The organism is Pseudomonas sp. IB20 (assembly GCF_009707325.1).
Lineage (GTDB): Bacteria > Pseudomonadota > Gammaproteobacteria > Pseudomonadales > Pseudomonadaceae > Aquipseudomonas.
In genome coordinates, this window is sequence record NZ_CP046103.1 from 43,164 (window position 1) to 68,071 (window position 24,908).

Consider the following 24,908-nt stretch of genomic DNA (forward strand, 5'->3'; position numbering starts at 1 on the left):
AAAAAAGGGATTTCGAACGAGGTTCGAAATCCCTTGGTCTTGCCAGTTTAGGTACTGATTCGACAGTATGATTCCTCTGTATCCGGAACTTTACCTACCGCTACACAGCGTTTACTTACGGGCGTTACGGACACCTTCCGACAACGCCGCGCACAAGCTCAACACGCCATCAATTGCCTGCTGATCATTTTTGGCATTGGCGATGTGGTCGATCAGTGCCGAACCCACCACCACACCATCGGCCAAGCGCGCGATGGCGGCTGCCTGTTCTGGCGTGCGAATACCAAAACCAATGCTGATCGGCAGGTCGGTATGCCGACGCAGGCGAGTCACGGCTTCTTCGACGTGTTCCAAGGTGGCGGCGCCAGCACCGGTCACACCGGCCACCGACACGTAGTACACAAAGCCGGAGCTGCCGTTCAGCACGGTCGGCAGGCGCACGTCATCGGTGGTCGGCGTGGTCAGGCGGATGAAGTCGATGCCCGCCGCCTGGGCCGGGTCGCACAGCTCGCCGTTATGTTCAGGCGGCATGTCGACCACGATCAGGCCGTCCACGCCGGCTTCTTTGGCGTCAGTGATGAACTGCGGCACGCCGTATTTGTGGATCGGGTTGAAGTAGCCCATCAACACCAGTGGCGTGTCGTTGTTGTCTTGGCGGAACTCGCGAACCATTTGCAGGGTTTTGGCCAGGTTCTGCTTGGCTTCCAGCGCGCGAATGTTGGCCAGTTGGATGGCTGGGCCGTCGGCCATCGGGTCGGTGAAGGGCATGCCCAACTCGATCACATCGGCGCCGGCTGCGGGCAAGCCCTTGAGGATCGCCAGCGAGGTGTCATAACCCGGGTCGCCGGCGGTGACGAAGGTCACCAGGGCGGCGCGGTTTTGTTCTTTCAGCTGCGCAAAGCGGGTTTGCAGGCGGCTCATCAGTGTTTCTCCTGCTTGGCTGGCTCTTGTGGAGAGTTTTCCATGTGGTGCATCACGGTCTGCATGTCTTTGTCGCCACGGCCAGACAAGTTCACCACCATCAGGTGATCTTTCGGCAGGTTCGGTGCGCGTTTGAATACTTCGGCAAGGGCGTGGGCAGTTTCCAGAGCAGGAATAATCCCTTCCAGGCGGCAGCATTTGTGGAATGCTTCCAAGGCTTCGTCGTCAGTCACCGACGTGTACTGGGCGCGGCCGATGTCATGCAACCAGGCGTGTTCCGGGCCGATGCCGGGGTAGTCGAGGCCGGCGGAAATCGAGTGGGCGTCGATGATCTGGCCGTCGTCGTCCTGCAGCAGGAAGGTACGGTTACCGTGCAGTACGCCCGGTACGCCGCCGTTGAGGCTGGCGGCATGCTTGCCGGTTTCGATGCCATAGCCTGCCGCTTCAACGCCGATGATTTCGACGCTGGTGTCATTCAGGAACGGGTGGAACAGGCCCATGGCGTTCGAGCCACCGCCGATACACGCCACCAGGCTGTCCGGCAGGCGACCTTCCTGGGCTTGCATCTGGTCACGGGTTTCCTTGCCGATCACTGCCTGGAAGTCGCGCACCATTGCAGGGTATGGGTGCGGGCCAGCCACGGTGCCGATCAGGTAGAAGGTGTCATCAACGTTGGTCACCCAGTCGCGCAGGGCTTCGTTCATCGCGTCTTTGAGCGTGCCGGTGCCGGACACTACCGGGATCACTTTGGCGCCCAGCAGCTTCATGCGGAACACGTTGGCCTGTTGGCGCTCGATGTCGGTGGTGCCCATGTAGATCACGCAGTCGAGGCCGAAGCGCGCAGCCACGGTGGCAGTGGCCACGCCGTGCATGCCGGCGCCGGTCTCGGCGATGATGCGTTTTTTGCCCATGCGCCGCGCCAGCAGGATCTGGCCGATGCAGTTGTTGATCTTGTGCGCGCCGGTGTGGTTTAGCTCTTCGCGCTTGAGGTAGATCTTGGCGCCGCCGCAGAACTCAGTCAGGCGCTCAGCGAAATACAGCGGGCTTGGGCGTCCGACGTAGTCGCGCTGGAAGTAGGCCAGTTCTTTGTTGAAAGCCGGATCAATCTTGGCCGCTTCGTATTCGCGGGCCAGTTCGAGGATCAACGGCATCAGGGTTTCAGCGACGTAGCGGCCGCCGAACGCGCCAAACAGGCCGTTGGCGTCAGGGCCGTTGCGTAGATCGGTCTGGGACTGAGTCATGGGGCGCTCCGATAAAGAATGTGAGGAGAGGCAATGACGGCCACTCTACCCCTGACGCGCTACGCTGAAAACCGATAAGATCGCCGTAACCTGTCAGGAAAACTCACAGATGAGCCGAGACCTTCCCCCTCTCAATGCCTTGCGCGCGTTTGAAGCCACAGCCCGGCTCAACAGCGTCAGCCAGGCTGCCGAGCAACTGCATGTGACCCACGGCGCCGTCAGCCGCCAGTTGAAGGTGCTCGAAGAGCATTTGGGTGTCAGCCTGTTCGCCAAGGACGGTCGCGGCCTTAAACTCACAGATGCCGGGGTTCGGCTGCGGGATGCCAGTGCGGAAGCCTTCGAACGTTTAAGGGATGTGTGCGCCGAACTGACCCAGGCCAGCGCCGACGCGCCGTTCGTGCTGGGCTGCTCGGGCAGTTTGTTGGCGCGTTGGCTGATTCCGCGCCTGGGTCGCTTGAACGCCGACCTGCCGGACTTGCGCCTGCACCTGTCGGCGGGTGACGGCGATCTCGACCCCCGGCGCCCCGGCCTTGACGCCCTATTGGTGTTCGCCGAGCCGCCGTGGCCGGCGGATATGCAGGTGTACACGCTTGCCAGCGAACGCATCGGGCCGGTGATGAGCCCGCGCTTCGTCGGTTATGAACGCCTGCGCCAAGCCCCGGCACAGGCTCTGTGCAGCGAAGCCTTGTTGCACACCACATCCCGCCCGCAAGCCTGGCCCAGTTGGGCGCAGCAACACGGCATCGCGCCCGGCGCGTTGAAACACGGCCAGGGGTTTGAGCATTTGTATTATTTGTTGGAGGCGGCCGTAGCCGGTTTAGGCGTGGCGATTGCGCCAGAACCGCTGGTAGCAGAGGACCTGCGCGCGGGCCGCCTGGTGGCGCCGTGGGGTTTCAGCGAAACCCCGGCGCACCTGGCGTTGTGGCTACCCAAGCGCGCCGCAGACGGGCGCGCGGGGCAGCTGGCGCAGTGGCTCAAAGCTGAGCTGTTGCGCCAGCCGCTATAGCCGGTCGGTCAATCAGTCACCGCGTTTGCACAGCAGGTAAGCCGCCAGCAGGCCCAGTGCACCAACGGCGACGCCGGCGGTAGTCCATGGGTGCTCTTGTGCGTAGTCCCGGGTTGCAACACCGGTTTCGCGGATTTTGACTTTGCTTTCTTCGTAGGCATCGCTGATCAGATGGCGGGAGTGCTTGAGGGCATTCTCGGCATTGCTTTTCAGGGCCTTCAGCGTTTTGCGCGACTCGTCGGACGCATCGTCCTTGAGGCTCTCAAGGGATTTGAGCAGGCTCGAAATCTCGGCTTCCATGCTTTCCAGCGACGCTTTGCGTAACGAAGTGTTGGCCATGTGGACATCTCCTGAAGTGATTGAGTGGCATGTGTAGATACCGACTCCAGCGTTTTCAGAAAGTGCAGTAATTCTGAACTTTCGTGTAGGAACGGCCGCCAGAAGCAGTACGAACATTGACTGCTACGCTCACTAGAGACCTCAGGAGAAAACGCTATGTCTGATCATCACACGTACAAGAAAGTCGAACTGGTGGGTTCGTCGACGACCAGCATCGAAGACGCGATCAACAACGCCATCGCTGAAGCGCACAAGAGCATCAAGCACTTGGAGTGGTTCGAGGTGACTGAAACCCGTGGCCACATCAAGGACGGCAAGGCCGCACACTTCCAAGTCACGCTTAAGGTGGGGTTCCGAATTGCCAGTAGTTGATCACGCTGGTTGAACTTTGAGGACTGGCCGATTGCCATAACCTGCGCTACAACCTTGGGGTGCCGATGCGATGCGTCGGCACGCTCTTTTGGATCAGCGCAAGGAAAGTATCGGATGAAGAAGCTTCTGTTAGCGGTAGGTTTGTTGAGCATTGCGGGGACAGCAATAGCTGCGGGCAAGCCTTGTGATGAGCTGAAAAGCGAAATCGCGGCGAAAATCGACGCCAAAGGTGCCTCGGGTTATTCGCTGGAAGTGGTAGACAAAGGTGCGGCACCCACCGACCACACAGTTGTCGGCAGTTGCGAAGGTGGCACCAAGGAAATCGCCTACAAGCGCGGTTAACCCTGTGTTCCAGACATAAAAAACCGACGCGAGTGCGTCGGTTTTTTTTCGCCTGTGGGTTATCAGCCCTTCATCAACTGCGCCAACAGCTCGTAGGAATGAATCCGGTCGGCATGCTCGTAGAGGTCGCAGGTAAAGATCAGCTCATCGGCGCCGGTCTGCTCGATCAGTACTTCCAGTTTGGCGCGGATCTTCGCCGGGCTGCCGACCATCGCCAGGCCGAGAAAGCTGCCGACCGCGTCTTTTTCATGGGGCAGCCATAGGCCGTCCATGGTTTTCACTGGTGGGCGCTGCACCAGGCTTTGCCCGCGCATCAGTGCGAGGATGCGCTGGTACACGGAGGTTGCCAGGTAGTCGGCCTGCTCGTCGGTGTCGGCGGCTACCAGCGGGATGCCGAGCATCACGTAGGGTTTGTCCAGTACAGCCGAAGGCTTGAAGTGATTGCGGTACACGCGAACCGCCTCATGCATCAAGCGCGGTGCGAAATGCGAGGCGAAGGCGTAGGGCAAACCGCGCTCCCCGGCAAGCTGTGCGCTGAACAGGCTGGAACCCAGCAACCACACCGGCACGTTGGTGCCGGTGCCCGGTACGGCGATCACCCGTTGGTCGGGCGTGCGCGGGCCTAGGTACGCCATCAGCTCGGCCACATCTTCGGGGAAGTCATCGGCGCTGCCCGAACGCTCACGGCGCAGGGCGCGGGCGGTCATCTGGTCGGAACCGGGCGCGCGGCCCAGGCCCAGGTCGATACGGCCGGGGTACAGGCTTTCCAGGGTGCCGAACTGTTCGGCGATCACCAACGGTGCGTGGTTGGGCAGCATCACGCCGCCGGAGCCGACGCGAATGGTCGAAGTGCCGCCCGCCAGATAGCCCAGCAACACCGAGGTGGCCGAGCTGGCGATACCGTCCATGTTGTGGTGTTCGGCCACCCAGAAACGGTTGTAGCCAAATTTTTCCACGTGCTGGGCCAGGTCCAGCGAGTTGCGCAGCGACTGCGCCGGGCTGCCATTGGCGCGCACGGGCACCAGGTCCAGGGTCGAGAACTTCACGTCGGACAGCGATTTCATAAGCCTGCTTCTCCAATAGGTGCGCAGGCTTATAGACGAACCAAAACCTGCCGCTTCATGTGCATGTTCTATGCAATGAGGGCATATACCCGAGATTCAATAGCGGTTAGGAATATTTCCTACTATATCGCTAGGTTTCTCCGACAAGATGAACTTTGGCGGGCCGTCTATCCTCAGAACCCTTACTGAAGCAAAACCACCGTTCGAGGAGAAAGCTATGAGTATCGTTAAAAAGGCATCCGCGCATTGGGAAGGTGAGCTGAAGACTGGCCTGGGTTCCATTTCCACGGAAACCGGCGTTCTGCGCGAAGCGCCCTACGGCTTCAAGGCCCGTTTCGAGGGCGGCAAGGGCACAAACCCTGAGGAGTTGATTGGTGCGGCGCACGCCGGCTGCTTCTCCATGGCGTTTTCTATGATTTTGGGCGACGCCGGCCTCAAGGCTGACAGCATCGACACCCAGGCCGAAGTGACGCTGGACCAAGTCGACGGTGGTTTTGCGATTACGGCCGTGCACTTGGTTCTGAAAGCCAAGATCCCAGGCGCGAGCCAGGCGCAGTTCGATGAACTGAGCAAAAAGGCCAAGGAAGGGTGCCCGGTGTCCAAGGTGCTGAATGCGAAAATCAGCCTGGATGCCACGCTCGTCAGCTAATGCGGACTGCGTAACACCGTAGATCGCTGTGGGAGCGGGTTTGTGTGGGAGCCGGGCTTGCCCGCGATAGGTACACCTCGGCTTTGCAGTTGCACCGAGGCGCTGCCATCGCAGGCAAGCCAGCTCCCACACAAGCCCGCTCCCATATTTAGTTCTGCGTTAAATCAGAACTCGTGTTTCCCAAGTGTGGTCCTATAGGCTATGCAGCCTAGGCGCACACCCGTGCGCAGTGCATTCAGGGAGCTACACACATGAAACGTTTTGCCTTGGCAATCATCTGCGGTGTTTTGGCCACGTCGGCTGTGGCCGCGCCAAAAGATTGTGAAGAGCTCAGGAAAGAGATCGAGGTCAAGATCCAGGCTAACGCCGTTCCGTCCTACACCTTGGAAGTGGTCAGCAAGGAAGAAGCCGACAAGCACGACAGCGCCATGGTCGTCGGCAGCTGTGAGAACGGTACTAAAGCCATCGTCTACCAGAAGAACAACGACTGATCAGATGCAGTTCACGCTGCGTTCCTCCGCCAACAACTGCCGCGCGGCGTTGTAGAGCCGGATGTTGGGCGTGAAGGCCAGCGAGCGACCTTCCAGTACGTAGCGCTGGCCCGCCTGGAAGTTGTCGTACTGCAAGGTCATGAAGCAGGTCCGGTCCTGGGTCTGCGACAACCCGCCCAAACTGCCGCCGGTCGGTACTTCGAAATCAAAGCGCACCATCAGCTCGTGACTGCCCGGCGGGACCTGGAAGAAGCGCCCATCGTTGAGGTTTTTCCCATCCAGACGTTGCGCCATCACCAGTTTGGCCCCCGGTGTCGGGGTGCTGAAATCGACCCAGGCCTGGTGCGGGTCGGCCGGCGGTATCGGCGTCAAAGCACAAGCGCTTAGAAACAGGGCGGTGACGAGTAGCAAGAGCTGACGCATGGCAGGTACTCAACGGTAAGAAGGAGTTGAGCCCGGCGCCGATGGCAGCAGACTCGTGATGAGTATAAACATGCTGAGCATGGAAACATTCCGTGCAGGCAGGATAGTCTGGCGAGCCAATCACCCAGGAGCAGTCGGAGCATGTTGAGGGGTTTTCTTCCAGGGTTAATGGTTGTGCTGCTCAGCGGCTGTTCCAGTGTCAGTTATTACAGCCAGTTGGCCGGCGGCCAGTGGCAATTGTTGCGGGCGCGCGAGCCGGTTGCCGAGGTTATCGCCGACCCTTCCCGCCCACAGGTATTGCGCGATCACTTGGTGCAAGCGCAGAAGGCGCGTGCCTTTGCCAGCGAGCACCTGTATTTGCCCGACAACCAGAGTTACCGGCTGTACGCCGACATTGGCCGGCCCTATGTCGTCTGGAACGTGTTCGCTACTACGGAATTTTCCCTGTCTCCCCAGACCCATTGCTTCCCAATCGCCGGTTGCGTCGCTTATCGCGGTTATTACAATCAGGGCGCAGCCCGCGGTGAGGCGGCGTTGTTGCAGCAAAAAGGCATGGATGTGTCGATTGGCGGTGTCGAGGCCTATTCGACCTTAGGTTGGTTCAACGACCCGATCATGAATTCGATGATGAACTGGGGCGATGAACGCCTGGCCACGCTGATCTTCCATGAGCTGGCGCACCAGCGTTTTTATGTGCAGGACGACACCGAGTTCAACGAATCGTATGCCAACTTTGTTGAGCAGGAAGGCACCCGCCAATGGCGCGCGGCGCGTGGCTTGGCGCCTTTGAACAATGCGGCGTTGCAGCAACGTGACCAATTTATCCGGTTGGTGCTCGATACCCGTAAGCGCTTGGAAAAACTCTACGCGCAACCGTTGTCGGCTGAGGTGATGCGCTTAGCCAAAGCCGCCGAGTTCGAGCGCTTGCGCACTGAATATCAGCACCTGCGTGACAGCCAATGGGCTGGGGATAAACGTTACGACGTGTGGATCAACCAGCCGATGAACAATGCGCGGTTGTTGCCGTTTGGGCTGTATGACCAATGGGTGCCGGCGTTTGCGGCGTTGTTTGCGCAGGAAAGTGGGGATTGGGTGAAGTTCTATACGGCGGTTGAGAAGTTGGGTGGGTTGCCGGTGGAGCAGCGTAAGGCGGCGTTGAGGCAGTTGGAGGGTGGGGGCCGTTAGGGCTTCATCGCAGGCAAGCCAGCCCCCACACTTGATCTGTGTACGCCGATCCAATGTGGGAGCTGGTTTGTCGGGTCGCCGCATCGCTGCGATAGCGGTCTCAAGCGCGCTGCAAAAACGCCTGATGCATCTCCTCCAACGTCTCAAAATGCCAAGTCGGCGCCTCAGCACTCAGCTCTTCAAAACTGCCAAACCCATACCCCACCGCCGCCGAATCCAGCCCATTGCTGCGCGCGCCGATCAGGTCATGCTTGCGATCGCCAATCATCAAGGTGGTCGCCGGGTCTAGGCCTTCCTCGCTCATCAAGTGCGCAATCAACTCAACCTTATTGGTGCGTGTGCCATCGAGCTCGCTGCCGTAAATCACCTTGAAGTGCTTGGCAAAATCGAAATGCCGCGCAATCTCGCGGGCAAACACCCACGGCTTGGACGTGGCCACATACAGCTGGCGACCCTGGCCATTCAGCGCTTCAAGCAGCGGCATCACGCCGTCGAACACGCGGTTTTCGTACAGCCCGGTGACCTTGAAGCGCTCGCGATAGAAATTCACCGCGTCCCACGCCTTGGCCTCGTCGAAGCTGTAGAACTGCATGAAGGCTTGCAGCAACGGTGGGCCGATGAAGTGTTCCAGTTTGGTCAGGTCCGGTTCGTCGATACCGAGCTTGCCAAGCGCGTACTGGATCGAGCGGGTGATGCCCTCACGCGGGTCGGTCAGGGTGCCATCCAGGTCAAACAGGACGGTTTGGTAACGCTGGGTCATTGGTCGAATCCTTCAGCCAGGTGCAGGTCTTTGAGCTTCACGTAGTTCGCCGCGCTGTAGGTGAAAAAGGCACGCTCCTTGTCAGTCAGCGCACGGATTTGTTTAACCGGGCTGCCCACGTACAAAAAGCCGCTGTCGAGTTTTTTGCCCGGTGGCACCAGGCTGCCGGCGCCGATGATCACGTCGTCTTCGACCACGGCGCCGTCCATCACAATGCTGCCCATGCCGATCAGGATGCGGTTCCCCACCGTGCAGCCATGCAGCATGACTTTGTGGGCGATGGTCACGTCATCGCCGATCAGCAGCGGGAAACCGTCAGGATTAAAGGGACCTGCGTGGGTAATGTGCAGCACGCAGCCGTCCTGCACGCTGGTGCGTGCCCCGATGCGGATGCGGTGCATGTCGCCGCGAATCACCGTCAGCGGCCAAACCGAGCTGTCGGCGCCGATTTCGACATCGCCGATCACCACCGCCGAAATATCGACAAAAGCCCCGGCGCCCAGGGTTGGCGTGTGGTTCTGATAAGTGCGAAGGGTCACGATAGCCTCTCTCTTATGTGCTGATAGCTGCGGTGGGCGTTGATTGTAATTAAGATGGCCCCATCTTTGTTCTTACATGTTTCTTCAGCCAAGGTGCCAACCGTGAGCGCGAACAACCCTCTTCTGCAGTCCTACGACCTGCCGCCGTTCTCGGCGATCCGTGCCGAGCACGTGCAGCCGGCCATCGAACAGATCCTCGCCGACAACCGTGTTGCCATCGAAGGCATCCTGCAAAGCCAGGGCAAAAATCCGACATGGGCCGGCCTGGTGCTGGCCATGGACGAACTGAATGACCGCCTGGGCGCCGCCTGGAGCCCGGTCAGCCACTTGAATGCCGTGTGCAACAGCGCCGAACTGCGTGAAGCCTACGAGTCGTGCCTGCCGGCATTGAGCGCCTACTCCACTGAGATGGGCCAGAACCGCGCACTGTTCCAGGCCTTTGAAGCCCTGGCCAACAGCCCGCAAGCGGCTGGTTTCGACGTGGCGCAAAAAACCATCCTGGAACATTCCCTGCGCGACTTCCGCCTGTCGGGTATCGATTTGCCGCCTGAGCAGCAAAAGCGTTACGCCGAAGTGCAGAGCAAGCTCTCCGAGCTGGGCAGCAAATTTTCCAACCAACTGTTGGATGCCACCCAAGCCTGGACCAAACACGTCACCGACGAAGCCACCCTCGCCGGCCTGACCGACTCGGCCAAGGCACAAATGGCCGCCGCCGCCCAGGCCAAAAGCCTCGACGGCTGGCTGATTACCCTGGAATTCCCCAGCTACTACGCGGTGATGACCTACGCCCACGACCGTGCCCTGCGTGAAGAAGTCTACGCGGCCTACTGCACCCGTGCGTCGGACCAAGGCCCGAATGCCGGTAAGAATGATAACGGCCCGGTAATGGAACAAATCCTCGACCTGCGTCAGGAGCTGGCCAAACTGCTGGGCTACGCCTCGTTCTCCGAACTGAGCCTGGCCACCAAGATGGCCGAGTCCAGCGACCAGGTGCTGAGCTTCCTGCGCGACCTGGCCACGCGCAGCAAGCCGTTTGCTGCCCAAGACCTGCAACAGCTCAAGGCTTACGCTGCCGAGCAAGGCTGTGCTGATCTGCAAAGCTGGGACAGCGGTTTCTACGGCGAGAAGCTCCGTGAGCAACGTTACAGCGTGTCTCAGGAAGCGCTGCGCGCCTACTTCCCAATCGACAAAGTGCTGGGCGGCCTGTTTGCCATCGTGCAACGCCTGTATGGCATTGAGATCGCCGAGCAAAAAGGCTTCGACACTTGGCACCCGGACGTTCGCCTGTTTGAAATCAAGGAAAACGGCCAGCACGTCGGCCGCTTCTTCTTTGACCTGTACGCCCGCGCCAACAAGCGTGGCGGTGCCTGGATGGACGGCGCTCGCGACCGTCGTCGCACGGTCGACGGCGTGCTGCAAAGCCCAGTGGCTAACCTGGTGTGCAACTTCACCCCGGCCGACAGCGGCAAACCTGCCCTACTGACCCACGATGAAGTGACCACCCTGTTCCACGAATTCGGCCACGGCCTGCATCACCTGCTGACCCGCGTCGAGCATGCCGGCGTTTCTGGCATCAACGGCGTGGCTTGGGATGCGGTGGAGTTGCCGAGCCAGTTCATGGAGAACTGGTGCTGGGAGCCGGAAGGCCTGGCGCTGATCTCCGGCCACTATGAGACCGGTGAGCCGCTGCCGCAGGACCTGCTGGAAAAAATGCTCGCGGCGAAAAACTTCCAGTCCGGCCTGATGATGGTGCGCCAGCTGGAATTCTCGCTGTTTGACTTCGAACTGCACGCCACCCACGGCGATGGCCGCAGCGTGGCGCAGGTGCTTGAAGGCGTGCGTGATGAAGTCTCGGTGATGCGCCCACCGGCGTACAACCGCTTCCCTAACAGCTTTGCGCACATCTTTGCTGGCGGTTACGCGGCGGGTTACTACAGCTACAAGTGGGCTGAAGTGTTGTCGGCGGATGCCTTTTCCAAGTTTGAAGAAGACGGCGTGCTGAATGCCGAGACTGGCCGCGCATTCCGCGAGGCGATCCTGGCCCGCGGTGGTTCCCAGGCGCCGATGGTGCTGTTCGTCGACTTCCGCGGACGTGCGCCGTCGATTGACGCACTCTTGCGCCACAGCGGCCTGAGTGAGGACGCGGCAGCATGAGCGAAGGGCCTGTGATCACCAAAAAGCAATTTATCGCCGGGGCGGTTTGCCCGGCGTGCAGCGAGCCGGACAAGTTAAAGATGTGGACCGAAGACAGCGTGCCACACCGTGAGTGTGTGGCCTGCGGTTATACCGACACGTTGAATGACCAAGGTCTGTCGGTGCCCAAGGAATTGGGCACCCGGGTTAATACATCGGCGTTGAAAGCGCCGAACCCGAAGGTGCAGCCGGTGCAGTTTTTCCCCAATCCCAAGCTGAAAAAAGACTGAGGCCCTGTTAGGGCGTCAGTACCAGCTCAGTCTCTTTCTTTGGTTCAACACGGCTACTGCTGGTCGTGTTGAGCCAACTGTTCATCGAGCACAGCGCAAACGCGCTGGTGCTGCAATCGCCATTCGCCAGCGCTTTACGCAACTTGTCGACATCGGCCTTCATCATGTAGCGAACGCCGTCCTTGAAGCCATTACTGGTGCCGAAACCGCCTAAGGTCATCTCGTTCAGCGCGTCTTCTTTACTCCAACCCTGGATCACCACGCGGTACATCGCCGCCATCAGGCCGGTGCGGTCAGAGCCGTGTTTGCAGTGCATCAACACCGGACCGTTCGCTTGCGCTTCCTGAATAGCTCTTAGTGCTGCCAGCACGTCGGAATCGTCGACATGGTTGGTGCGATAAGTCAGCTGTACCTGTTTGATATCAGATGTTTTCAACCACGCCGCATCAGATTCCGGCAGGAAGTTGATCACCGTACCGATCTTGAGATTCTCCAGCACAGGCACCGCACTGCTGTCGGGCAGTGCGCTGCGATACAGCGTGGGCGTCATCTGGTGCAGGTTGAATTGGTCGCCCACCGGCTGGGCCCATTCCGGTGAGCGCAGCGAAGAGGCGCCGTCGGCTTGGGCGTGAGCGGTGGCGAACAAGGCCAGGAACGCCATGCCGAGGGCAGGCAGCAATCGAATCTCGAACATGCGTTGGGTGACCGAATAGGGAGTTGGCTGATGGGTCACAGATTCGCTTGCCGGGAGTCAACGCCGCGTGAGGTGCTCGTCAAAGGATCGTGAATATTCGGCCTGATCCGGTGTTTTTATCGCTGAATCGGTTCTTCTAATTCTTAGCCTGCTATCATTTGTAACTATTGTTTGCCAGTGTGTTCTATCCCTTTGGATCCCATTTCCTCGGCAAGCCTTCACGCTGCTCCCAGAAGCGGCTGATGAACCCGTGACCACATGATGAGGTGCACCCATGTCTGATCAAGATCAAGACAACCCCCGGCGTGACTTTTTGCGCAAATCCTTGACCTTGATCCCGGTGGTCACGGTTGCCAGCACCGGCTTTGGTGGCTCGATGCTGATGGCCACACCGGAATCGGCCCAGGCCGCCGAGGCTAAACCGCCCGCGAGCGACAAGGCCTACGAGCCGAGCTACTTCAGCGCCGAAGAGTGGGCGTTTATCAACGCCGCCGTCGCACGCTTGATTCCCGCTGACGCCCAAGGCCCTGGTGCTCTGGAAGCCGGCGCGCCGGAATACATCGACCGCCAGATGAACACGCCGTATGCCGCCGGCGCGCTGTGGTTCATGCAAGGCCCGTTCAACGCCGATGCACCGTCGGAGATGGGCTGGCAGAGCAAATTGGTGCCCAAGGACATCTATCGCTTGGGCATTGCTGCGACGGATGCTTGGTCGAAGGCGTTCAACGGGAAGCCTTTTGCTGCGCAAGACAGCGCTACCCAGGACGACATGTTGCGGCGCATGGAGGCGGGCGGCAGCGAAATGACTGCACATTTCGAGGCGGTGCCGGCGAAGATGTTTTTCAACTTGCTGCTGCAAAACACCAAGGAAGGGTTCTTCTGTGACCCGATCCACGGCGGCAACAAAGGCATGGTTGGCTGGACCATGATCGGCTTCCCCGGCGCCCGCGCCGACTTTATGGATTGGGTGGAACGCAACGAGCAATACCCCTTTCCGGCTGTTTCCATTCGCGGCGAGAGGGCATAAACGTGGCGACCATCATGAAGAAAGTCGATGCGGTGATCGTGGGTTTCGGCTGGACCGGCGCGATCATGGCCAAGGAGCTGACGGAAGCTGGCCTCAACGTGGTAGCGCTGGAGCGCGGCCCGATGCAGGACACTTACCCGGACGGCAACTATCCGCAGGTCATCGACGAACTGACCTACAGCGTGCGTAAAAAACTCTTCCAGGACATTTCCAAGGAGACGGTGACCATTCGCCATAGCGTGAACGACGTCGCCTTGCCCAACCGGCAGTTGGGTGCGTTCCTGCCGGGCAATGGCGTGGGTGGCGCGGGCCTGCACTGGTCGGGCGTGCATTTTCGCGTAGACCCTATTGAGCTGCGCATGCGCAGCCATTACGAGGAGCGCTACGGCAAGAACTTCATTCCCAAAGACATGACCATCCAGGACTTCGGCGTGAGTTACGAAGAACTGGAGCCGTTTTTCGACTACGCGGAAAAAGTCTTCGGCACCTCCGGCCAGGCCTGGACGGTTAAAGGTCAGTTGGTGGGCGAAGGCCGTGGCGGCAACCCGTATGCGCCGGATCGCTCCAACCCGTTCCCGTTGGAATCGCAGAAAAACACCGTCTCCGCACAGCTGTTTCAGAAGGCGGCTGCCGACGTTGGTTACAAGCCCTACAACCTGCCGTCGGCCAATACCTCGGGGCCATACACCAACCCCTACGGCGCGCAGATGGGCCCGTGCAACTTCTGCGGTTTTTGCAGCGGTTACGTGTGTTACATGTACTCCAAGGCCTCGCCGAACGTAAACATCCTGCCGGCGTTGCGCCAAGTGCCGAATTTTGAGCTGCGGGCCAATTCCCACGTACTCAAGGTCAACCTCGACAGCACCAAGAGCAAAGCCACCGGCGTGACCTATATCGACGGCCAGGGTCGCGAATGCGAGCAGCCGGCGGATCTGGTGATCATCGGTTCCTTCCAGTTCAACAATGTGCGCCTCATGTTGCTCTCGGGTATCGGCAAGCCCTACGACCCGATCACCAATGAGGGCGTGGTGGGCAGGAACTTCGCCTACCAGAACATGGGTACCATCAAAGCCTTCTTCGACAAGGACACCCACACCAACAACTTCATCGGTGCGGGCGGCAATGGCGTGGCCATCGACGACTTCAACGCGGACAACTTCGACCACGGGCCGCACGGCTTTGTTGGCGGTTCGCCGATGTGGGTCAACCAGGCCGGCAGCCGGCCGATTGCCGGTACGTCCAACCCGCCGGGCACCCCGGCGTGGGGCAGTGCATGGAAACGCGCCACCGCCGATTACTACACCCACCAAGTGTCGATGGACTCCCACGGCGCGCATCAATCCTACCGGGCCAACTACCTGGATCTGGACCCGGTGTACCGCGATGCCTACGGCCTGCCCTTGCTGCGGATGACGTTCGACTGGCAGGAAAACGACATCAAGATGAACCGTTTCATGATGGAGAAAATGGGCAAAGTCGCCGAAGCGATGAACCCCAAGGCCATTGCTGTGTTGGGCAAAAAGGTCGGTGAGCACTTCAACACCGCGGCTTACCAGACCACCCACCTCAACGGTGGCGCGATCATGGGCACCGACCCGAAAACCAGTGCCTTGAACCGTTACCTGCAATCTTGGGACGTACACAACGTGTTTGTCCCAGGCGCGTCGGCTTTCCCACAAGGCTTGGGCTACAACCCTACCGGCCTGGTAGCGGCGTTGACCTATTGGTCGGCGCGGGCGATCCGTGAGCAGTACCTTAAAAACCCCGGCCCACTGGTTCAGGCATAAGGAGCGATGACCATGAAAGCACTCGTTATCGCCTCCTTGGCGCTCTTCAGCAGCTGCTCGGTGAGCGCCGCCGAAACCGACCTGGTCAAACAGGGCGAATACTTGGCCCGCGCCGGTGACTGCGTGGCCTGCCACACCGCCAAGGGTGGCAAGCCCTTCGCTGGCGGCCTGCCGATGGAAACCCCGATCGGCGTGATCTACTCCACCAACATCACCCCGGACAAGACCGGCCTGGGCGACTACAGCTTCGAAGACTTCGACAAGGCCGTGCGCCATGGCGTCGCCAAGAACGGTAGTACGCTTTACCCGGCGATGCCCTACCCGTCTTACGCGCGTGTCAGCGACAGCGACATGCAGGCGCTGTATGCGTACTTCATGAAGGGTGTTGAGCCGGTCGCCCAAGCGAACAAGGACAGCGATATTCCTTGGCCCCTGAGCATGCGCTGGCCGTTGGCGGCCTGGCGGTGGATGTTTGCGCCGACAGTGCAAGAGCATCCGGCACAAGCGGCTGCCGATCCGGTGGTTAGTCGTGGTGCGTATTTGGTTGAAGGCCTCGGCCACTGTGGCGCCTGCCACACGCCGCGCGCGCTGACCATGCAGGAAAAAGCCCTGAGTGCCACTGACGGCAACGCCTTCCTGTCCGGCAGCGCGCCGTTGGAAGGCTGGATCGCGAAAAGCCTGCGTGGCGACCACAAGGACGGCCTCGGCAGTTGGAGCGAGGAGCAGTTGGTGCAATTCCTCAAGACCGGCCGCAGTGATCGCAGCGCGGTGTTTGGCGGCATGAGCGATGTGGTGGTGCACAGCATGCAGTACATGTCCCAGGACGACCTGACCGCTATCGCCCGTTACCTCAAAAGCCTGCCGGCGGTGGACCCTAAAGATCAGCCGCACCAGTACGACAAACAGGTGGCCGAGGCGCTGTGGAAAGGTGACGACAGCAAGCCGGGCGCGTCGGTGTACATCGACAACTGCGCGGCCTGCCACCGTACCGACGGCCATGGCTATACGCGGGTGTTCCCGGCACTGGCGGGTAACCCGGTGTTGCAGACGGCAGATGCTACGTCGCTGATCAACATTGTGTTGAACGGCGGCACCTTGCCGGCCACCCACACGGCACCCTCGACGTTCACCATGCCGGCATTCGCGTGGCGGTTGTCGGACCAGGAAGTGGCGGATGTGGTCAGTTTCGTCCGTGGCAGCTGGGGCAATAAGGGCGCGCCGGTAAAAGCCAGCGACGTGACGGACCTGCGCAAGAGTGATATGCGCACTACTTCGGGCGATGACCTGGGGCAAGTGACGCAAAAGCACTAATCCTGTGCTCGCCGCCAAACGGCACTGGTCATAACGATGACGCCTCTATACTGTACATAAAAACAGTATCGAGGCGTTTTCATGTCTACACCTCTGCCGCCCCGTGGCCGGGGCACGGCTACCAACCTGCATAACCGTTTTGCGCCTACCGTCAGCGTGGCCGAAGACGACGGCTGGTTCCAGGAAGTGCCGCCGACCCAGGGCACCGAAGTGCGTATCGAAACTGCCAAGAGCATCATCACCCGCAATAACTCGCCGGACTTGCCGTTTGATCGCTCGATCAACCCCTATCGCGGCTGCGAGCACGGGTGCATCTACTGCTACGCGCGGCCCAGCCATGCCTATTGGGATATGTCGCCGGGGCTGGATTTCGAAACAAAACTGATCGCCAAGACCAATGCCGCCGATGTGCTGGAACAACAGCTGTCGAAGCCGGGCTATGTGTGTGCGCCGATCAACCTGGGCTCCAATACCGACCCGTACCAGCCCATCGAGCGCGAATACAAGATCACCCGGCAAACCCTCGAAGTGCTGCTGCGCTACCGCCATCCGGTGACCATCATCACCAAGGGCTCGCTGATTTTGCGCGATCTCGACCTGCTGACCGAGCTGGCCCGGCAACGGCTGGTGGCGGTGATGATCAGCCTTACCAGCCTGGACGACGAGCTCAAGCGCATCTTGGAACCGCGCACGGCGGCGCCCAAGGCGCGATTGCGGGCGATTCGGGTGATGCGTGAGGCCGGCATCCCGGTGGGCGTGCTGTGCTCGCCGATGATCCCCATGATCAACGACAGCGAGCTGGAAAGCCTGCTGACCGAAGCCCACGCCGCCGGTGCGCAAAGTGCAGCCTATATGATGCTGCGCCTGCCGCTGGAGGTGGCGCCGCTGTTCGAGGAGTGGCTGGCGGCGCATTACCCGCAGCGTGCGGCCCATGTGATGAGCCTGGTGCGCCAGGTGCGCGGGGGGGAGGTTTACGACAGCCGCTTTGGTGTGCGCATGCGTGGCGAGGGGCCATTTGCCGATCTGTTGGCGCAGCGTTTCAGCAAAGCCATCAAGCGCCTGGGGCTGAACCGGCGGGAAGGGTTTAATCTGGATTGCAGCGCGTTCTGTCCACCGGGCAGGCAGATGGCATTGTTGTAAACTGAAGAGGCAATGCCGTTCGATTTTGTAGGAATAGTCGCGTATTGACATCACCTAAACCCGCGATTTAGAGCGGTTCATTCAGTTTGAGTTAAGTTTAGACGGCTACCTTGTCCAGTGAGTGACTGACGGGTCGAAAGCTGGGTCTTTGGCGTTCACAACTATTCCACTGGCTCAGCGTCGAATTGATCTGAACACTCTCCCTGCATTAATCAAGAGGATGAATCATGAGTGATAAGGATAAACAGCCGTCGGCTGCGTCGGCTTCAGCCTCTCAGGTGGCGGAAACCGCCGATGCAGCGCTAAAGCACATTGTTGACGGCTTTTTGCATTTCCATCACGACGTCTTCCCCCAGCAGGAAGAACTCTTCAAGAAACTCGCCACGGCCCAGAGCCCACGGGCGATGTTCATCACCTGCGCCGACTCGCGGATCGTGCCGGAGCTGATCACCCAAAGCTCCCCCGGCGACCTGTTCGTGACCCGTAACGTGGGTAACGTGGTGCCGCCCTACGGCCAGATGAACGGCGGTGTTTCCACGGCCATCGAGTACGCGGTACTTGCCCTGGGCGTGCAGCACATCATCGTGTGTGGGCATTCCGATTGCGGCGCCATGCGGGCGGTGCTCAACCCCCAGAGCCTGGAAAAGATGCCGACGGTACGGGCCTGGCTGCGACACGCCGAGGTCGCCAAGTCCATGGTCGAGGACAACTGCGACTGCGCCAATGAAGGCGAAAGCATGAAGGTGCTGACCGAAGAAAACGTCATCGCCCAGTTGCAGCATTTGCGCACCCACCCTTCCGTGGCTTCGCGCATGGCCAATGGTCAGTTGTTTATCCATGGTTGGATCTACAACATCGAGACCAGTGAAATCCGCGCTTACGATGCGGATCAAGCGGCGTTCCGACCGCTGAGCGGCGACGGGCCAATCCCTTGCGCGACGCCTAAAGCGCGCTTCTAAACACTTTCCTGCCGGGTAATGCGGTGGCTGTCATGGATGCAGCCAGGCATTGCCGCGCCCGGCGAATGCCTCGGGAGAGTCATCATGCGTGCTGCTCAATTAAAAGTTGTATTGCCGCGGGAGCTGCTCGCCTCCGTGGTTGTGTTTCTGGTTGCCCTGCCCTTGTGCATGGGCATTGCGATTGCTTCCGGTATGCCGCCGGCCAAAGGGCTGCTCACTGGGATTATCGGTGGTTTGGTGGTGGGCTGGCTGGCGGGTTCGCCGCTGCAAGTCAGCGGCCCCGCAGCGGGCTTGGCGGTGTTGGTGTTCGAGCTGGTGCGCCAGCACGGCATGATGATGCTCGGGCCGATCCTGCTGCTGGCGGGGTTCCTGCAACTGGTGGCCGGGCGTTTGCGCCTGGGCTGCTGGTTCCGTGTCACGGCGCCGGCGGTGGTGTACGGCATGCTGGCGGGGATCGGCGTGTTGATCGTGCTGTCCCAGGTCCACGTGATGCTCGACGGCGCACCCAAGCCTTCAGGGCTGGATAACCTGGCGGGCTTCCCGGCAGCAGTGATCGAGGCGATCCCGACCCTCGGCGGCGGCCTTGGCTGGCAAGCCGGGTTGCTCGGCCTGTCGACGATGCTGGTGATGTACCTGTGGGATAAATTCCGCCCGCAAAAACTGCGTTTCGTGCCCGGCGCCTTGTTGGGCGTGGGCTTGGCAACCGTCACCAGCCTGGTGCTGGCGTTGCAGGTCAAGCGCGTGGAAGTCCCGGAAAACCTCGCCGATGCCATTGACTGGCTGCGCCCCAGCGACCTGCTGAACCTGGCCGACCCACAGCTGTTGATCGCCGCGTTCGCTGTGGCGTTCATCGCCAGTGCCGAGACGCTGCTGTCTGCCGCAGCGGTTGACCGCATGCACAGCGGTCAGCGTTCCGATTTCGACAAAGAATTGTCTGCTCAAGGTGTGGGCAACATGCTCTGTGGTTTGGTCGGCGCCCTGCCGATGACCGGCGTGATCGTACGCAGCTCGGCTAACGTGCAGGCCGGTGCGACCACGCGCTTGTCGGCGATGTTCCACGGTGTGTGGCTGCTCGGGTTCGTGCTGCTGCTGTCGAGTGTGCTGCAAAGCATTCCGGTGGCGAGCCTGGCGGGTGTGCTGGTGTACACCGGGATCAAGCTGGTGGACGTGAAAGCATTCCGAGCGCTGGGCCGCTATGGGCGGATGCCGATGTTCACCTATGCCGCAACGGCGTTGGCGATCATCTTTACCGACCTGCCGACCGGCGTGTTGGTGGGCTTCGGGCTGACGTTGGTCAAACTCGCCTTCAAGGCGTCGCGACTGAAAATCAGCCTGATCGACCTGCCCCAGGACGGTGAGATGGAGTTGCGTCTGACCGGTGCGGCGACCTTTCTGAAAGTGCCGGCGCTGACCCAAGTGCTGTCCTCGGTACCTGCGGGGACTACGTTGCATGTGCCGCTGAGCAACCTGAGTTACATCGACCATTCCTGCCTGGAGTTGCTGGAGGAATGGGGCCGGGCCAATGCGGCCAAGGGCTCGAAGCTGATGATCGAGGCGCGCGGGTTGAAGCGCCGGCTGGAAGGCCGGGTGCGCACGACGGTGGGGATTGGTTCGGCCCCTGTCTGAGCACCACAAAACAATGTGGGAGCCGGGCTTGCCCGCGATGAGGGAGTGTCAGTCAACACATTAGCTGACTGACCCACTGCAATCGCGGGCAAGCCCGGCTCCCACATTTGGCTCGCGTCCGATCGGAAGTTTAAGCCGGTTGATCCAACGCCAACTCAACCCCCAACTGCCGCGACAGGCACGGCCAGCGCTTCCACGCCGCTTCCGTTTCCGGGCTTTTCAGCTGTTCGCGATACGCCTCGACCGACTCCAGCGCAAAGCTCTCCTCGTTGAGCATCTCATCCACTGCCAGGTGCACGGCTTCATCCAGCTTATTGGCGAATGTTTCACCAATCAGCTGATGGGCAATCACGTTAGCCACAGTGGTGTCCGCCGGAATAAGCGGCTGGCCGAAATGCTTGATGTACAGATCGTTGACCTCTTCCACCAAGCGGTGAGCCAGGTAAGCCTCGTCCAGCAGGCTGTCGAGGCCTTCATGGCCGGCCAGGATCGCGGGCGGCTGCAGGAAGAAATGCTCGGCGATTTTCAGCACCGGTTTGATCTGGCTTTCGATGCCGGCTTCGCGGGCCACGTCATTGGCGGCTTCGAGCAAGTCCGGGACGAGTTCGATGTAGGCAGTAACAAAACGGGTCATGACAATGTTGCGATCACCGTCAGTCAGGGAAATGGCCGAATGCAGGTGCGGCAATTGTTTTTCCAGTTGCTGGGCAAGCTGGCCAGTGCTGGCTTCGTGTTGATGGGCACGGGAAATCTGCTCGCGCAATGCGGCGGTGTTCATGAAAACTCCAGTGAAACAGGCGTAGGAAAAGGGAAAGGACAAGGTAGCTCGTTTATACGAGAGCCTAAGACGCGTTTGTCATAATTATTTCATGGTTATGCGCATGCGTTATATCGAATTGCCATCGTTCGTCGGATAAACGTTTGCGGCCCCGTAGTTATTAGGTCCGCCCGTCTGTTTTTGCTCATTTGGCCTTACACATTGCGGGGTTGGTGCGGCTGTCTATACTCGGTTTTGTACGCAATTAGCTGATGACGCCCAACTGCATGACGCAGGCAAGGCTTGGCGGTTGTAAGCAGTATGGAAGCCGCTCCCTTCGCCGCAGGTGCAAACCGGCGGGATAACAAGAAACATAAAGGGGAACCCGCAATGACGCGACATCCACACGTTTGGATGGGCCTACTGTTGTGGTCAGTATTCGGCCAGGCGCACGCCGCCTGGACAACGAATATGACGCCAGGGGCTACTGAAGTCAGTCACGCCGTGTTTGACCTCCACATGACCATTTTCTGGATTTGTGTGGTGATCGGCATTGTCGTGTTTGGCGCGATGTTCTGGTCGATGATCCTGCACCGTCGGTCCACGGGCCAGGTGGCCGCCAAGTTTCACGAGAGCACGACCGTGGAAATCCTCTGGACCGTGGTGCCCTTGCTGATCCTGGTGGCGATGGCGATTCCGGCGACCAAGACCCTGATCAATATCTACGACAGCAGTGAGTCGGATATCGATATCCAGGTCACCGGCTACCAGTGGAAGTGGCATTACAAATACCTGGGCCAGGACGTGGAGTTCTTCAGCAACCTGGCCACACCCGCCGAGCAGATCCACAACCAGGCCACCAAGGGCGAGCACTACTTGCTCGAAGTCGACCAGCCGCTGGTGCTGCCGGTGGGCGCCAAGGTGCGTTTCCTGGTGACTGCCGCCGACGTGATCCATTCCTGGTGGGTGCCGGCCTTTGCAGTCAAGCGCGACGCCATCCCCGGCTTCGTCAACGAGGCGTGGACTCGGGTCGAGAAACCCGGCATCTACCGTGGCCAGTGCGCCGAATTGTGCGGCAAGGACCACGGCTTCATGCCGATTGTGGTCGAGGTCAAATCCAAGGCCGACTACGACACCTGGCTCGGCGAGCGCAAGGCAGAAGCGGCCAAGCTTAAGGAGCTGACCTCCAAAGAGTGGACCCTCGAAGAGCTGGTGGCGCGTGGCGACAAGGTCTACCACACCTCCTGCGTGGCCTGTCACCAGGCAGAAGGCCAAGGCTTGCCGCCGATGTTCCCGGCGCTCAAAGGCTCGCCGATTGCCATCGGACCCAAGGAAGACCACCTGCACCGCGTGTACTTCGGCAAGCCCGGCACCGCGATGGCCGCCTTCGGCAAACAGCTGTCGGAAGTGGATATCGCCGCCGTAGTGACTTACGAGCGCAACGCCTGGGGCAACAACAAAGGCGACATGGTCACGCCTAAAGACGTGCTGGCCATCAAGCAGGCGCAAAGCAAATGACAGCCCTTACTGCGTATGCCACGAAACGCCTCGCCCACTTGCCTGCAGGAGAACGGCCATGAGCACTGTGATCGATGACCATGGTCACACCGACCATGCCCACGGCCCCGCCAAAGGCCTGATGCGCTGGGTGCTGACCACCAACCACAAAGACATCGGCACGATGTACCTGTGGTTCGCCTTCACTATGTTCCTGCTCGGCGGCTCGTTCGCCATGGTGATCCGCGCCGAGCTGTTCCAGCCCGGCCTGCAGATCGTGCAGCCGGCGTTCTTCAATCAGATGACCACTATGCACGGCCTGATCATGGTGTTCGGTGCGGTGATGCCGGCCTTTGTCGGCCTGGCCAACTGGATGATCCCGCTGATGATCGGCGCGCCGGACATGGCCCTGCCGCGCATGAACAACTTCAGCTTCTGGCTGCTGCCGGCGGCGTTCCTGCTGCTGGTCTCCACCTTGTTCACCCCGGGCGGCGGGCCGAATTTCGGCTGGACCTTCTACGCCCCGCTCTCTACCACCTACGCGCCGGAAAGCGTGACGTTCTTTATCTTTGCCATCCACCTGATGGGCATCAGTTCGATCATGGGCGCGATCAACGTGGTCGCGACCATTCTCAACCTGCGCGCGCCGGGCATGACCCTGATGAAAATGCCGCTGTTCGTCTGGACCTGGCTGATCACCGCGTTCCTGCTGATCGCGGTGATGCCAGTGCTGGCCGGGTGCGTGACCATGATGCTGATGGACATCCACTTCGGCACCAGCTTCTTCAGTGCGGCCGGCGGCGGTGACCCGGTGCTGTTCCAGCACGTGTTCTGGTTCTTCGGCCACCCCGAGGTGTACATCATGATCCTGCCGGCCTTCGGCGCCGTCAGCTCGATCATCCCGACCTTTTCGCGCAAGCCACTGTTCGGCTACACCTCGATGGTCTACGCCACAGCGAGTATCGCGTTCCTGTCGTTCATCGTGTGGGCGCACCATATGTTCGTGGTCGGCATTCCCTTGGTGGGCGAGCTGTTCTTCATGTACGCCACGCTGCTGATCGCCGTGCCGACGGGCGTGAAGGTGTTCAACTGGGTGAGCACCATGTGGCAAGGCTCGCTCACCTTCGAGACGCCGATGCTGTTCGCCGTGGCCTTCGTGATCCTGTTCACCATCGGTGGCTTCTCGGGGCTGATGCTGGCGATTGCTCCGGCGGACTTCCAGTACCACGACACCTACTTTGTGGTGGCGCACTTCCATTACGTACTGGTGCCCGGGGCGATCTTTGGCATCTTCGCCTCGGCCTACTACTGGCTGCCGAAATGGACCGGCCACATGTACGACGAAACCCTGGGCAAGCTGCACTTTTGGCTGTCCTTCGTGGGCATGAACATGGCGTTCTTCCCGATGCACTTTGTGGGGCTGGCCGGCATGCCGCGCCGGGTGCCGGACTACAACCTGCAGTTCGCCGACTTCAACATGGTTTCCTCGATTGGCGCATTCATGTTTGGCGCCACGCAAATCTTCTTCCTGTTCATCGTCATCAAATGCATCCGCGGCGGCCCGCCAGCCCCGGCCAAACCGTGGGATGGCGCCGAAGGTTTGGAATGGAGCATTCCCTCGCCTGCGCCGTACCACACGTTCACCACGCCGCCGGAGGTCAAGTGAACACTCTGGCCCAGGCTACCTCGCTCTCCTGTGGGAGCTGGCTTGCCTGCGATAGCGGTGTGACTGCAACTAACTGCCAAACCCTCATCGCAGGCAAGCCAGCGCCCACAGAAAGTCAAAAGCGGGGTGGCTGCCATGCTTGAGTCCGTGCCCATCAAGCGCCTGGTCACCCGCCTGCTGATCCTGGTGGTGGCGATGTTCGCCTTCGGTTTCGCCTTGGTGCCGATCTACGACGTGATGTGCAAGGCGTTCGGCATCAACGGCAAAACCGCCGGGCAGTACGAGGGCGAGCAGATGGTCGACCCTACGCGCCAGGTGCGCGTGCAGTTCCTGTCGACCAATGCCATCGACATGGTCTGGGAGTTTCATTCCAAGGCTGACGAGGTAGTGGTCAACCCCGGCGCAGTCACCGAGATGCTGTTCGTCGCCTACAACCCCACCGACAAGGCCATGACGGCACAGGCGGTGCCGAGCATTTCCCCGGCCGAAGCGGCGATGTATTTCCACAAGACCGAGTGCTTTTGCTTCACCCAGCAAGTGCTGCAGCCAGGTCAGCGCATCGAAATGCCGGTGCGTTTCATTGTCGACCGTGACATGCCCAAGGATGTGAAGCATTTGACCCTGGCGTACACCCTGTTTGATATCACTGCGCGCCAACCGCCGGTGGCTGTCCACACCGGCGGCTAGCT

26 protein-coding genes are annotated in these 24,908 nt (G+C 60.3%); 17 read left to right on the forward strand and 9 right to left on the reverse strand.

What is annotated here, in order from left to right:
- Positions 1–111 precede the first annotated feature (111 nt).
- Both trpA and trpB read right to left on the reverse strand, forming a co-directional pair.
- The gene (gene trpA / locus GJU48_RS00190; protein ID WP_094949709.1) at positions 112–921 is read right to left on the reverse strand and encodes a tryptophan synthase subunit alpha; all 810 of its coding nucleotides are present in this window, start codon (positions 919–921) and stop codon (positions 112–114) included.
- Positions 921–2,162, reverse strand: a complete 1,242-nt coding sequence (gene trpB / locus GJU48_RS00195) for a tryptophan synthase subunit beta (RefSeq protein ID WP_094949708.1) — start codon at positions 2,160–2,162, stop codon at positions 921–923. Before trpB ends, trpA begins: the two co-directional genes overlap by 1 nt.
- Positions 2,163–2,271: 109 nt before the next feature.
- Here trpB and GJU48_RS00200 point away from each other — a divergent pair, with 109 nt between their 5' ends.
- Positions 2,272–3,168 (forward strand): LysR family transcriptional regulator, encoded by an 897-nt coding sequence (locus GJU48_RS00200; RefSeq protein WP_094949707.1) that lies wholly within the window; start codon positions 2,272–2,274, stop codon positions 3,166–3,168.
- A gap of 12 nt (positions 3,169–3,180) precedes the next feature.
- On the opposite strand, the gene GJU48_RS00205 is transcribed toward GJU48_RS00200, so the two are convergent.
- Entirely contained in the window at positions 3,181–3,507 is a 327-nt protein-coding gene (locus tag GJU48_RS00205; protein WP_003170746.1) for a DUF883 family protein, read from the reverse strand.
- A gap of 156 nt (positions 3,508–3,663) precedes the next feature.
- On the opposite strand from GJU48_RS00205, the gene GJU48_RS00210 reads away from it, so the two are divergent.
- Both GJU48_RS00210 and GJU48_RS00215 read left to right on the forward strand, forming a co-directional pair.
- Positions 3,664–3,879 (forward strand): dodecin, encoded by a 216-nt coding sequence (locus GJU48_RS00210; protein WP_016969657.1) that lies wholly within the window; start codon positions 3,664–3,666, stop codon positions 3,877–3,879.
- Positions 3,880–3,993: 114 nt separating this feature from the next.
- A complete protein-coding gene (locus GJU48_RS00215; protein WP_094949706.1) occupies positions 3,994–4,221 on the forward strand; it encodes a DUF1161 domain-containing protein in 228 nt (75 codons plus the stop codon).
- A 62-nt stretch (positions 4,222–4,283) separates the two neighbouring features.
- Here GJU48_RS00215 and GJU48_RS00220 read toward each other — a convergent pair whose 3' ends face one another.
- Complete coding sequence (locus tag GJU48_RS00220; RefSeq protein WP_094949705.1) at positions 4,284–5,285, reverse strand: LLM class flavin-dependent oxidoreductase; 1,002 nt, start codon at positions 5,283–5,285, stop codon at positions 4,284–4,286.
- Positions 5,286–5,502: 217 nt separating this feature from the next.
- Here GJU48_RS00220 and GJU48_RS00225 point away from each other — a divergent pair, with 217 nt between their 5' ends.
- The gene (locus tag GJU48_RS00225; RefSeq protein ID WP_094949704.1) at positions 5,503–5,934 is read left to right on the forward strand and encodes an OsmC family protein; all 432 of its coding nucleotides are present in this window, start codon (positions 5,503–5,505) and stop codon (positions 5,932–5,934) included.
- Positions 5,935–6,185: 251 nt separating this feature from the next.
- A complete protein-coding gene (locus GJU48_RS00230; protein WP_064450020.1) occupies positions 6,186–6,425 on the forward strand; it encodes a DUF1161 domain-containing protein in 240 nt (79 codons plus the stop codon).
- Here GJU48_RS00230 and GJU48_RS00235 read toward each other — a convergent pair whose 3' ends face one another.
- Positions 6,426–6,848 (reverse strand): PA0061/PA0062 family lipoprotein, encoded by a 423-nt coding sequence (locus GJU48_RS00235; protein ID WP_094949703.1) that lies wholly within the window; start codon positions 6,846–6,848, stop codon positions 6,426–6,428. It abuts the gene before it with no gap.
- 141 nt (positions 6,849–6,989) lie between these two features.
- Between GJU48_RS00235 and GJU48_RS00240 the strand changes: the two genes are divergently transcribed.
- Positions 6,990–8,033: an aminopeptidase gene (locus GJU48_RS00240; RefSeq protein WP_094949702.1), complete on the forward strand. Its 1,044-nt coding sequence runs from the start codon at positions 6,990–6,992 to the stop codon at positions 8,031–8,033.
- Between the two features lie 100 nt (positions 8,034–8,133).
- Here GJU48_RS00240 and GJU48_RS00245 read toward each other — a convergent pair whose 3' ends face one another.
- Positions 8,134–8,793 (reverse strand): HAD family hydrolase, encoded by a 660-nt coding sequence (locus GJU48_RS00245; RefSeq protein ID WP_094949701.1) that lies wholly within the window; start codon positions 8,791–8,793, stop codon positions 8,134–8,136.
- The gene (locus GJU48_RS00250; protein ID WP_094949700.1) at positions 8,790–9,332 is read right to left on the reverse strand and encodes a gamma carbonic anhydrase family protein; all 543 of its coding nucleotides are present in this window, start codon (positions 9,330–9,332) and stop codon (positions 8,790–8,792) included. The genes GJU48_RS00245 and GJU48_RS00250 overlap by 4 nt, the downstream gene beginning before the upstream one ends.
- Positions 9,333–9,386: 54 nt before the next feature.
- Between GJU48_RS00250 and prlC the strand changes: the two genes are divergently transcribed.
- Together prlC and GJU48_RS00260 are read left to right on the forward strand one after the other, a co-directional pair.
- Positions 9,387–11,486, forward strand: a complete 2,100-nt coding sequence (gene prlC, locus GJU48_RS00255; RefSeq protein WP_176462904.1) for an oligopeptidase A — start codon at positions 9,387–9,389, stop codon at positions 11,484–11,486.
- On the forward strand, positions 11,483–11,755 hold the full coding sequence (locus tag GJU48_RS00260) for a YheV family putative zinc ribbon protein (protein WP_094949698.1): 273 nt from the start codon (positions 11,483–11,485) through the stop codon (positions 11,753–11,755). The genes prlC and GJU48_RS00260 overlap by 4 nt, the downstream gene beginning before the upstream one ends.
- Positions 11,756–11,762: 7 nt before the next feature.
- Here GJU48_RS00260 and GJU48_RS00265 read toward each other — a convergent pair whose 3' ends face one another.
- Entirely contained in the window at positions 11,763–12,449 is a 687-nt protein-coding gene (locus GJU48_RS00265) for a dual specificity protein phosphatase family protein (RefSeq protein ID WP_094949697.1), read from the reverse strand.
- Between the two features lie 274 nt (positions 12,450–12,723).
- On the opposite strand from GJU48_RS00265, the gene GJU48_RS00270 reads away from it, so the two are divergent.
- The 6 genes from GJU48_RS00270 to GJU48_RS00295 all read left to right on the forward strand — a co-directional run bounded on the left by GJU48_RS00270 (position 12,724) and on the right by GJU48_RS00295 (position 20,299).
- On the forward strand, positions 12,724–13,476 hold the full coding sequence (locus GJU48_RS00270) for a gluconate 2-dehydrogenase subunit 3 family protein (RefSeq protein ID WP_094949696.1): 753 nt from the start codon (positions 12,724–12,726) through the stop codon (positions 13,474–13,476).
- A gap of 2 nt (positions 13,477–13,478) precedes the next feature.
- The gene (locus GJU48_RS00275; protein WP_094949695.1) at positions 13,479–15,263 is read left to right on the forward strand and encodes a GMC family oxidoreductase; all 1,785 of its coding nucleotides are present in this window, start codon (positions 13,479–13,481) and stop codon (positions 15,261–15,263) included.
- Between the two features lie 12 nt (positions 15,264–15,275).
- Positions 15,276–16,574, forward strand: a complete 1,299-nt coding sequence (locus GJU48_RS00280; RefSeq protein WP_094949694.1) for a cytochrome c — start codon at positions 15,276–15,278, stop codon at positions 16,572–16,574.
- 81 nt (positions 16,575–16,655) lie between these two features.
- Positions 16,656–17,714, forward strand: coding sequence for a PA0069 family radical SAM protein (locus tag GJU48_RS00285; protein WP_094949693.1), 1,059 nt, complete (start codon positions 16,656–16,658; stop codon positions 17,712–17,714).
- A gap of 227 nt (positions 17,715–17,941) precedes the next feature.
- Positions 17,942–18,673: a carbonic anhydrase gene (locus tag GJU48_RS00290; RefSeq protein WP_094949692.1), complete on the forward strand. Its 732-nt coding sequence runs from the start codon at positions 17,942–17,944 to the stop codon at positions 18,671–18,673.
- A gap of 84 nt (positions 18,674–18,757) precedes the next feature.
- Positions 18,758–20,299, forward strand: a complete 1,542-nt coding sequence (locus GJU48_RS00295; protein ID WP_094949691.1) for a SulP family inorganic anion transporter — start codon at positions 18,758–18,760, stop codon at positions 20,297–20,299.
- Positions 20,300–20,429: 130 nt separating this feature from the next.
- Here GJU48_RS00295 and GJU48_RS00300 read toward each other — a convergent pair whose 3' ends face one another.
- Complete coding sequence (locus tag GJU48_RS00300) at positions 20,430–21,077, reverse strand: hypothetical protein (RefSeq protein ID WP_094949690.1); 648 nt, start codon at positions 21,075–21,077, stop codon at positions 20,430–20,432.
- A 369-nt stretch (positions 21,078–21,446) separates the two neighbouring features.
- On the opposite strand from GJU48_RS00300, the gene coxB reads away from it, so the two are divergent.
- The 3 genes from coxB (at position 21,447) to GJU48_RS00315 (ending at position 24,906) form a co-directional block, all read left to right on the forward strand.
- The gene (coxB, locus tag GJU48_RS00305; RefSeq protein ID WP_094949689.1) at positions 21,447–22,574 is read left to right on the forward strand and encodes a cytochrome c oxidase subunit II; all 1,128 of its coding nucleotides are present in this window, start codon (positions 21,447–21,449) and stop codon (positions 22,572–22,574) included.
- A 58-nt stretch (positions 22,575–22,632) separates the two neighbouring features.
- Entirely contained in the window at positions 22,633–24,219 is a 1,587-nt protein-coding gene (gene ctaD, locus GJU48_RS00310; protein ID WP_094949688.1) for a cytochrome c oxidase subunit I, read from the forward strand.
- 135 nt (positions 24,220–24,354) lie between these two features.
- Complete coding sequence (locus GJU48_RS00315; RefSeq protein ID WP_094949687.1) at positions 24,355–24,906, forward strand: cytochrome c oxidase assembly protein; 552 nt, start codon at positions 24,355–24,357, stop codon at positions 24,904–24,906.
- The last annotated feature ends 2 nt before the right edge of the window (positions 24,907–24,908 follow it).